Below are 10340 nucleotides of genomic sequence, written 5' to 3' on the forward strand. Positions count from 1 at the left end.
AACCATGGCCGCGACCTGCGTGTCGAAGATCGGGTGTGGAATGAGGTTGCCGAGATGGAAGATGATCTCGATATCTTGGCGCGCTGCATGGAACACCTTGATGACCTCAGGATTGGCCATCAGCGCGAAGAATGGAGCGAGGTCGATGCCTTTGGCCATCGGGTCGACGATGACGGCAAGATCCGGGCTCGCCATCTGGATCAGGCAGAGCTCCGGCCAGAAGGTCGTCTCACGCAGGAATTCGGTATCAATCGTAATATAATTTGAGCGGGCCAGCTGCTGGCAGGCGGCCTCAAGGTCTGCGGTTGTTTCAATCATCAGATTTAAATCACTGTGGCAAAAATGCGGCTTGGATTTTCGTGTAACCCTTCGCGGCATCTGTCACAATCGAAATTCTCAGACGATCTTGAAATAACCCGTCATGCCGGTCTTCTGGTGCTCGATGATGTGGCAATGGATGACCCAATCGCCCGGATTGTCTGCCACCAGCGCCACTTCCGCCTGTTCGTCGGGCAAAAGCAGGATCGTGTCGGTCGGCGGCGGCAGGAAGGTTCGCTTGTTGGAGTTGAGGATGCGGAAGCTCAAGCCGTGCAGATGGATCGGGTGGGCGTGCGGCGTCCGGTTGGCGACCTGCAGCACATAGCTCTTGCCGAGCTTCATTTCCTCGATCGGCGCGATCGGGTCGGGAGTGTCGCCTGGCCACGGCACCTTGTTGATCGCCCAGAACGTATAGCCGAGCGAGCCGCAGATCGAGGGCGCGGCCTTGTGTTCGGCGGTCGCCGTCAGCTCGATCGGCACGCGGATTGCGGTGGAGAGGTCCGCTTCGGCGACCGGGTTGGCGGGCAGGGGGGCGACATCCCTGAGATCACGTTTGAACGAAGCGCCGGTCGCCCGGAAGCGCGCGATCGTCCAGGGATGCGAACCCCGGAAATTGCCGAGCGCAACCGTCTGGCCCTCGCCATCGGGCATGCGCACGACAAGATCGACGCGTTGGCCCGGGCCGAAATCGTAGCGGTCGAGCGCAAACGGCTTGTCGACCGGATTGCCGTCGAGCGCGATCACCGTTGCCGGCGCGCCGTCGAGGCCGATCGTATAGATGCGGGTGACATCGGTTGCGGCGATGCGCACGCGTACCAGGCCGCCGGCGGGCGCGTCGTAGGTCGGTTCCTGCTGCCAGTTGGCGGTACGCACCGTGCCGTAGGTGCCGCCGCGTGCCGCATCGCGCGGCTTGAAGGGATCGATGAGGGCGCCGCCTGTGCCAAGCCGCCAGTCGCGCAGGTTGAGCACGATTTCGGCGTCGAACACCGGATCCTCAGGGTTCTCGACGACAATCACGCCGGTCATCCCGGCGCCCATCTGGGTCAGCGTGTTGCAGTGGGGATGGTACCAGAAGGTGCCGGCGTCGGGCGGCGTGAACACGTAGTCGAAAGGATCGCCCGGATAGACATAGGGCTGCGTCAACTCGGGCACCCCGTCCATGGCGTTGGCGATCCTGAGCCCGTGCCAGTGCACCGTCGTCGGTTCGTCCAGCCGGTTGATGAGGCGCGCGGCATAGGGCTCGCCTTTGCGCATGCGCAGGACTGGTGGCATGCCGCTGTTTTCGGCCTCACCCAGTCCGTAGGTCATCACTTTCGGTGTCACGCCTTCGCTGGCGATCTTCGCGTCGATCAGCTGCGCCGTGAGAAGCTGCGGATCAGGCGCGGTGCCCGCACGCGCCGCCATGCCGGCGCCGAGCGCAAAGGCACCTCCCAGCGCGGCAGAGCCTTGAAGAAAGGTACGGCGATTGATGACAGGCATGTCGGCGGTCTCGGCACTGGTTGCGTGGCTGCAGGTTCTAAACCTGATTGTCGAATTCAGCAATTCTTTCAACAGCGCGCATCTTGCCGCAGGTCGGGGTCAACCGTCCTTGCGCTTGTGGTTGTTGCTGGCCGCAAGCTTGTTGAAGAAGGACGAGGTGCGCAGAAGATTGCGGAACGGCATCGCGCGCTCCTGTGCGGGCACCGGCGCGCGCGCCGTCATGCGCTGCAGGGTGTAGAGCATGAACAGGAAGAGGATGGCCGCGGTATAGATGAACAGCGCCTGCGGTCCGAAGATCTCGAGCAGGAAGGATGCAAACAGCGGCCCGATGATGGCGCCAAGAGACCAGAAGAACAGCATGCCGGCGGACACCAGCGCGTGCTGACCCTCTGCTGCGTGGTCGTTGGCATGCGCCGAACAGAGCGAATAGAGCGGCATCGCAAAGGCGCCGAAGAGGAAGATGCCGGCAAAGTTCAGCCACTCGTCGTTGCCGGCGCCGAAGGCGAGGAACAGGCCGGCGAGCAACGAGCCGAAGGTGGCGATCAGGATGATCAGCCGACGGTCGAGCCGGTCGGAGTAATGACCGAGCGGGTATTGCAGCACGACGCCACCGATGATGCCGGCGCTCATGAAGGTGGCGATGGCCGTCACCGACAGGCCGATCCCTTGCGCATAGATCGGGCCAAGCGAGCGGAAGGCCGCGTTGGTCAGGCCGACGACGATGCAGCCGACGGTCGCGAGCGGCGAGATGTTCCAGAGCGCCTTGACGTCGAAACGGATCGCTTCCGGCGCGACCGGGCTTGATCGGTCGGCAAAGGAGATCGGCACGAGCGACAGCGTCAGCGCCATGGAGATGATGGCGAAGAGTTCGAAGCCTTCGAGACCGATGCCGGGAATGACATATTGCGCCGCCGTCACCGAACCGAGATCGACGAGGCGATAGACGGAAAGCGTGCGCGCCCGGTTGGCATTGGTGACGCTGGCGTTGAGCCAGCTTTCGACGGTCGCAAACAGGCAGGCAAAACAGATGCCGGCGAGCAGCCGCATCAGGAACCACATCAATGGATTGATGACGAGCACCATCGAAATGGCCGCGGCCGAAGCGATCGCCGCCATGGCCGAGAAGGTGCGGATGTGACCGATCGATCGCAGGATGCGCGTGACATAGACGCAGCCGAGCGCGAAGCCGATGTTGTATCCGGCGCCGATCACGCCGATCAGCGATGTCGAAAAGCCCTCTTCCAGTGCGCGAAGCGAGATGAAGGTGCCCTGCAGGCCATTGCCGCCGATGAGGATGCCTGCAGTAGCGAGAAGGGGGATGAGCGGGCGAATCTGAGACATGGGGCAGGCGACATCCGGAAATCGGCCGCGACTCGGGGATCAATGCGGGCCTTCAAATGTGTAGCCCCGCATTCTGCCGCCGGACAGTCCCGAATTGTGACGATTGCCGTTCTTTTCGCGGCATTTCGGCTTGCTCCTGCCACAAGCGGCCTTGGACTGGCCGTTTCCTTCGTTTACAACGCACCTTCATCGGGGGCGGCAGCGGTCGCGCGGCTTGACAAAGGCTGCGCATCATGCGCTTTTCCGCCCGATTTTGACCATGTTGCCGCGCGCCGTTCCAGCGAGCCTGCGCGGCTCTTTGCAATTCCGGGATAAGACGATGCATCGTTACCGCAGCCACACCTGTGCCGCCCTCCGCAAGTCGGACGTCGGCTCCACCGTTCGCCTTTCCGGCTGGGTCCATCGCGTACGCGACCATGGCGGCGTACTCTTCATCGACCTGCGTGACCACTACGGCCTGACCCAGGTCGTTGCCGATCCGGACAGCCCGGCCTTCAAGGTCGCGGAAACCGTTCGCGGCGAGTGGGTTATCCGCATCGACGGTATCGTCAAGGCGCGTACCGACGACACCGTCAACAAGGGCATGCCGACCGGCGAGATCGAGCTCTACGCCCAGGAGATCGAAGTTCTCTCGGCCGCCAAGGAACTGCCGTTGCCGGTCTTCGGCGAGCCCGACTATCCGGAAGACGTGCGCCTCAAGTACCGTTTCCTCGATCTGCGCCGCGACACGCTGCACAAGAACATCGTCAAGCGCACCCAGATCATCTCGTCGATGCGCCGCCATATGGGCGATGTCGGCTTCACCGAATACACGACCCCGATCCTGACGGCCTCGTCGCCGGAAGGCGCGCGCGACTTCCTGGTTCCTTCGCGCATCCATCCGGGCAGCTTCTACGCCCTGCCGCAGGCGCCGCAGCAGTACAAGCAGCTCCTGATGGTTGCCGGCTTCGACCGCTACTTCCAGATCGCACCGTGCTTCCGCGACGAAGATCCGCGCGCCGACCGCCTGCCGGGCGAGTTCTACCAGCTCGACCTGGAAATGAGCTTCGTCGAGCAGGAAGACGTCTGGTCGACCATGGAACCGGTCATCCGAGACATCTTCGTCGAGTTTGCCGATGGCAAGCCGGTGACCGAGAAATTCCCGCGCATCCCCTATGACACGGCGATCCGCAAGTATGGCTCCGACAAGCCGGACCTGCGCAACCCGATCGAGATGCAGGCCGTCACCGAGCACTTCGCCGGCTCCGGCTTCAAGGTCTTCGCGAACATGATCGCGTCGAACCCGAAGGTCGAAGTCTGGGCGATCCCGGCCAAGACCGGTGGCTCGCGCGCCTTCTGCGACCGCATGAACGCCTGGGCGCAGAGCCAGGGCCAGCCGGGCCTCGGTTACATCTTCTGGCGCAAGGAAGGTGAAAAGCTCGAAGGCGCCGGTCCGCTCGCTAAGAACATCGGCGAAGAGCGCACGGATGCGATCCGCACGCAGCTCGGCCTCGACGACGGCGACGCCTGCTTCTTCGTCGCCGGCGACCCCGCGAAGTTCTACAAGTTTGCCGGCGAAGCCCGCACCCGCGCCGGCGAGGAACTGAACCTCGTCGACCGCGACCGCTACGAATTCTGCTGGATCGTCGACTTCCCGTTCTACGAATGGCTGGAAGACGAAAAGAAGATCGACTTCGCCCACAACCCCTTCTCGATGCCGCAGGGCGGCCTGGAAGCGCTCAACGGCGAAGATCCGTTGTCGATCAAGGCCTACCAGTACGACATGGTCTGCAACGGCTTTGAGATCGCCTCGGGCTCGATCCGTAACCAGCTGCCGGAAGTGATGGTCAAGGCGTTTGAGCTGACCGGCAAGTCGCAGCAGGAGGTCGAAGACCAGTTCGGCGGCCTCTACCGGGCATTCCAGTACGGCGCACCGCCGCACGGTGGCATGGCCTTCGGCATCGACCGTATCGTCATGCTGCTCGTCGGCGCCAAGAACCTGCGCGAGATCTCGATCTTCCCGATGAACCAGCAGGCCGTCGATCTGCTGATGGGCGCGCCGTCCGAAGCGACGCCGGCCCAACTGCGTGAACTGGCGCTCCGCCCGATCCCGCAGAAGAAGGACTAAGGTCGAACGGACCCGATGAAAAACAAAGCCCGGCGATCGTCTCGCCGGGCTTTTCTTTTGATGCGGTCGATCTGTTCAGCGTTTGCCGTAGACTGCGTCGCGAACATCACGGGTGAATGGCCCCCACATGCCTTCGAAGGTGGTATTCGTCATGGCGACGACGGTGATCTTCTCGACCGGATCGACGAACCAGTTGTGCCCATAGGCGCCGCCCCACTGAATGGTGCCTTTCGATTGCGGTGTGGCGCCGGCCTTGGGATCGACAAGCACGGCCCAGCCATAGCCGAAGCCCCAACCGGGACCCTGCGTCTGAGCCTCCGCACCGGTCTGGTCCTGCGTCATCTTCTTCACGGTCTCTGCCGACAGGATAGGGCTGCCGCCCTTGCGGATGGCTTCGAGGAACGTCAGCACATCCTTGGCCGTACCGGCCATGCCGGCCCCACCCGAGGGGAATTGCTTGGCGTCGAGGATACGGCCCGGCGAGAACGTCAGCTTGCCTTCCCCGATCGGCACCGCGACACTTCCTTCCATGCGCTTCGGAGCAGGGGACGCATCGAAATAGGCGGCGGTCAGTCGCTCCGATGGCTTCGACGAGAAGCCGGCGTCGGCGAGGGAAAGCGGGGCGACAACGAGTTCGTTGACGGCCTTGTCGAGCGTCTTGCCGGTCGCTTTCTCGATGACGCTGCCAAGCACGTCGATCGCCAGCGAATAGCGAAAGGTCTTGCCCGGTTCGGATGCGAGCGGGACGCTGGCGAGACGCTTCAGGTTCTCGTCGAGCGAGATGTTCGTGAGATCGAGACCGTCGGAGACGCCGGCCTTGGCATAGAGGCCGCCGGGTGGCTGGAAGAAGCCGTATTCTAGCCCCGCCGTATGGTTGAGCAGGTGGCGGACAAGGATCGTCGCCGGCTTGCCGTCAAAGGTCGGCTTGAAGTCCGAGAGCCACTTGCTGACCGGATCGTCAAGCGTGATCCGGCCCTCTTCGACAAGCCGCATGGCCGCCGCCGTCACGAAGGGTTTCGTGACCGAGGCAAAGCGGAAGATGTCGTCCTCCTTCATCGCGCGGCCAGCCTCCCGGTCGGCGAGGCCCGCAGCGCGGGCATAGACGAGTTCGCCGTCGCGGGCGACCAGGATCACGGCCCCGACGATGCGTTTGTCGGCGATCGCTTGGTCGATCACCGGGTCGAGCCGTGCGCCGAGAGATGCGTTCTGATCTTCGGCCAGTGCAGGGGAGGCAAGCAGCAAGGCGAGGAGCGCAGCTTCTTTCAGGTGGAGACTCATCGGACAAATCCCTCTATAATCACAATGACCATTCCTGAATACGTCAGGTTGCGAGGGAATTCTAGAGTGACCATTGTGAAAAATAATGAATCCGCAGAATCATCCGTTCGCCGCCGGGGACGGCCGCGCGCCTTCGACCGCGACGTGGCTCTGGCTGCAGCCGGCGATACCTTCTGGCGACTCGGCTATGAGGGGGCCTCGATCTCCGATCTCACAGCCGCCATGGGGATTACGCCGCAAAGCCTCTACGCCGCCTTCACCTCGAAGGCAGATCTCTATCGCGAGGCGCTTGAACAGTATCGGCGGGAGGCGGGCGCGGCGGCGGGCCGCAATCTCGCCAGCGAAGGACATGTGGTAGAGGTGATCGGCAAGATGCTGCGCGCCTCTGCGCACGAGTTCACGGTTCCCGGCAGGCCGAAGGGCTGCATGATCTCAACCGCGGTGCTGACCTGCGCCGTCGAGAACCAAGCGATCGCACAGCATGTGTCCGCCTTGCGCAGCGAGACCCTGACGCTGCTGGAGGGCCGCTTCAGGCAGGGTGTCGTCGACGGAGAATTGCGTGCCGACACGGACCTTGCCGGGCTTGCACGCTTCGTCGGCGCGATCCTCCAGGGCATGACGGTGCAGGCGCAGGACGGCGCCAACGAGGTTGAACTCCTGTCGATCGCCGAACTGTCGATCGCCGAGGTGGCGCGTCACCGGCATCCGTCTTCCTGAGCGTACCGAGCGCGTCAGAAATCCATGCCGGGGCCGGGCGGCGGCGTGGGGCCGTTCTTCTTCGGTTTCTCGGCGACCATAGCCTCGGTCGTCACCAGCAGGCCGGCCACGGAGGCCGCATCCTGAAGCGCCGCGCGCACCACCTTGGCCGGGTCGATAACACCCATGCGGAAGAGATCGCCATATTCGCCGGTCTGGGCGTTCCAACCGTGGGCGAAATCATTGTTCTCCCTTAGCTTCCCGACGATGACAGAGCCTTCGGCGCCGGCGTTCTCTGCAATCTGACGCACGGGCATCTCGACTGCTCGCCGCACGATCTCTACGCCGACGCGCTGATCGTCGTTGGCAGCCTTGAGCCCGTCGAGCGCATGGACGACCCTGAGCAAGGCGACGCCACCGCCTGGCAGAATGCCTTCCTCCACGGCGGCGCGCGTTGCATGCAGCGCGTCGTCGACGCGGTCCTTTTTTTCCTTCACCTCCACTTCGGTCGACCCGCCGACGCGGATCACCGCGACGCCGCCGGCAAGCTTGGCGAGCCGCTCCTGCAGCTTTTCGCGATCATAGTCGGAGGTCGTTTCTTCGATCTGCGCCTTGATCTGGCTGACACGTCCGCCGATATCCGCTCTCGCTCCGGCGCCGTCGACGATCGTCGTGTTCTCCTTCTCGACCATGACCCGCTTGGCGCGGCCGAGCGTGTCGAGCGTCACGTTCTCGAGCTTGATGCCGAGATCGTCGGAGATGACCGTACCGCCCGTGAGGATGGCAATGTCCTCAAGGATCGCCTTGCGCCTGTCGCCAAAGCCTGGCGCCTTCACCGCGGCGATCTTCAGGCCGCCGCGCAGTTTGTTGACGACGAGCGTGGCAAGCGCTTCGCCCTCCACATCCTCGGCGATGATCAGCAAGGGTCGGCTCGCCTGGATCACCGATTCGAGGATCGGGATCATCGCCTGAAGGTTGGAGAGTTTCTTCTCGTGAATGAGAATATACGGGTCTTCGAACTCGACGCGCATCTTTTCCTGGTCGGTGATGAAGTAGGGGGAGAGATAGCCGCGGTCGAACTGCATCCCCTCGACGATTTCGAGTTCGATCTGGGCGGTCTTGGCTTCCTCGACGGTGATCACGCCCTCGTTGCCGACACGCTCCATCGCCTGTGCCAGATAGCTGCCTATTTCCCTGTCGCCGTTGGCCGAGATCGTGCCGACCTGCGCGATTTCCTCGTTGTTGGAGATCTTTCGGGCATGGGTTTTCAGCTGCGCGACGATCGCCTCGACGGCGAGGTCGATGCCCCGCTTGAGGTCCATCGGGTTCATGCCCGAAGCGATCGCCTTGATGCCTTCCCGGACAATGGCTTGAGCAAGCACGGTGGCCGTCGTCGTTCCGTCGCCTGCGACGTCGCTGGTGCGCGACGCGACCTCCCGCAGCATCTGCGCGCCCATATTCTCGAATTTGTCTTCGAGTTCGATCTCCTTGGCAACCGATACGCCGTCCTTGGTGACGCGTGGTGCACCGAAGGCCTTGTCGATCACGACGTTCCGACCTTTTGGACCGAGCGTCACCTTTACGGCGTCGGCGAGGATGTCGACACCACGCAGCATACGATCGCGGGCATCGCTACTGAACTTGACTTCCTTGGCTGCCATTGTGGATCTCCCTCAACACAAAACACGTGGCCTCATGCTCCCGCCGCCCGCCGAGCGAGGGGGCAGCCTTGCCTGCAATCGAAAACCTTCGCACGCCTTGCTGCCTGTTCGGCTACGTCGCGAAGTCCCGTTCCTCGTCATTGTCCGGCGTCAGGATATCGATCAATGCCGCAACGCGGCCGGCCGGCAGGTGGCGGCCTTCACCGATCAGCGCTTCGTCGTTGTTGACCCAGGCAATAGCTTCGGCGAGTTCACCCGCCGTGGCGCCCGTCGCAAGCAATTCGGCCATCAATGTCTCGTCGACCGGGCCAAGGATGGCGGTGATATCCGCATGCTTCAGTCCCATGGACTCCTCCTTCCGTTTTATCGGTCAGGAATGCGGGGACCTCGGATCCCCGCCCAAGGTAAATAGGCCGGGGTCCGAAGGCATCAAGCGTTGATCATATCATGGAAGCCAAGCCGGCGAAAAACCAAGAGGTCGTCATTCCGGCCGAAGCGCGTTGTCGAGGTAGTACCATTGGTCGAGATGCGCATGAACGATGGGCTCGATCGCGTTGTTCAACAGCAGCATATCGTCCAGGAGGCGGGCGTTGGGGTCATCGGAAGCCGGTAGCCGGATGGGCTCCAGCGCCCGGCATTCGAAACGGAATCCCTTGGTGCGCACACCGTACCAGGGGCAGATCGTGGCACCCGTCATGCGCGCTAGGCGAATGGCGAGCGCAAAATTGCCTTCCTGATGTGGCTTGCGGTCGAAGAACGGCCCGCGGATCATGCCGCCAAAGCCTTCGTCGCAGAACATGCTGACGACGCCGCCGTTCTTCAGGATCTTGATCGCCGGGCGGATCCCCTCCATGCCCGGCGGCAGAAACCGCAATCCGGCTTTGCTGCGAACGCGCTCGGCGATCCAGGCCTTGGCACGGCCGTTGGGCGGGAGATAGAAGGCATAGGGGCGCACATTGATGCTCTGCAACACAGTCGGGCCAACTTCCCAGTTGCCGAGGTGCATGCCGACGATGATCACAGGCCCAGTCTTGGCCACTTCGCCGATGATGTCGAGGCCGTTCAACGTCAGCCGATCACGGTTGTTTTGCAGCCGGTTCACGACCGAGAATTCGGTCATCAGCCGACCCTGTGACCGGCAATTCTCGCGAAAGAGCGCCTCTTGCCCGGCCGCGTCGAGATCGGGCCGCAGTGCGCGGATCGTCTCGCGCGCGCGCTGCGATGCCACCTTGTGGAAGCGAGGCACGGCAAAAAGACCGAGCGCTGCCCCAAGGTTGGAGCAGGCGTCCATTGGCAGCAGTTTCATCCCGAAATGGCCGGCGAGATGCGCGAGGTTCCAGAGATTATCCGTCACCCAATAGCGTCGGAATGCATTGAAACCCTCGCGTCCCGAAAGGGCGTCGGCGAAGGTCGGTCGGCCTTCGCTTGTAAAGCTCCAGGCCTTTCGTTTGGCAATCTTC

General features: G+C 62.9%; 8 protein-coding genes and 1 pseudogene. 2 read left to right on the plus strand and 7 right to left on the minus strand.

Going from position 1 to position 10340, the window contains the following annotated elements; all coding sequences use genetic code 11:
* The 3 genes and pseudogenes from I8N66_RS32525 to I8N66_RS32535 form a co-directional block, all read right to left on the minus strand.
* Positions 1–318: pseudogene (locus I8N66_RS32525) on the minus strand (ribonuclease D); the annotation flags it as partial.
* Between the two features lie 78 nt (positions 319–396).
* Positions 397–1797, minus strand: coding sequence for a multicopper oxidase family protein (locus I8N66_RS32530; protein WP_291163175.1), 1401 nt, complete (start codon positions 1795–1797; stop codon positions 397–399).
* Positions 1798–1896: 99 nt separating this feature from the next.
* Complete coding sequence (locus I8N66_RS32535; protein WP_291163178.1) at positions 1897–3138, minus strand: MFS transporter; 1242 nt, start codon at positions 3136–3138, stop codon at positions 1897–1899.
* Positions 3139–3457: 319 nt separating this feature from the next.
* Here I8N66_RS32535 and aspS point away from each other — a divergent pair, with 319 nt between their 5' ends.
* On the plus strand, positions 3458–5245 hold the full coding sequence (aspS, locus tag I8N66_RS32540; protein ID WP_291163181.1) for an aspartate--tRNA ligase: 1788 nt from the start codon (positions 3458–3460) through the stop codon (positions 5243–5245).
* 75 nt (positions 5246–5320) lie between these two features.
* Here aspS and I8N66_RS32545 read toward each other — a convergent pair whose 3' ends face one another.
* Complete coding sequence (locus tag I8N66_RS32545) at positions 5321–6523, minus strand: serine hydrolase domain-containing protein (protein WP_291163184.1); 1203 nt, start codon at positions 6521–6523, stop codon at positions 5321–5323.
* Positions 6524–6589: 66 nt separating this feature from the next.
* Between I8N66_RS32545 and I8N66_RS32550 the strand changes: the two genes are divergently transcribed.
* Complete coding sequence (locus tag I8N66_RS32550) at positions 6590–7240, plus strand: TetR/AcrR family transcriptional regulator (protein ID WP_291163187.1); 651 nt, start codon at positions 6590–6592, stop codon at positions 7238–7240.
* A gap of 14 nt (positions 7241–7254) precedes the next feature.
* On the opposite strand, the gene groL is transcribed toward I8N66_RS32550, so the two are convergent.
* The 3 genes from groL to I8N66_RS32565 form a co-directional block, all read right to left on the minus strand.
* The gene (gene groL, locus I8N66_RS32555; RefSeq protein WP_291163190.1) at positions 7255–8880 is read right to left on the minus strand and encodes a chaperonin GroEL; all 1626 of its coding nucleotides are present in this window, start codon (positions 8878–8880) and stop codon (positions 7255–7257) included.
* Positions 8881–8992: 112 nt separating this feature from the next.
* Entirely contained in the window at positions 8993–9226 is a 234-nt protein-coding gene (locus tag I8N66_RS32560; protein WP_057252607.1) for a hypothetical protein, read from the minus strand.
* A 135-nt stretch (positions 9227–9361) separates the two neighbouring features.
* Positions 9362–10340 (minus strand): hypothetical protein (locus I8N66_RS32565; RefSeq protein WP_291163195.1); only part of this gene is annotated, 979 nt, incomplete at its 5' end.

The sequence above is a fragment of the Ensifer sp. SSB1 genome (genome assembly GCF_016652895.1).
Classification (GTDB): Bacteria; Pseudomonadota; Alphaproteobacteria; order Rhizobiales; family Rhizobiaceae; genus Ensifer.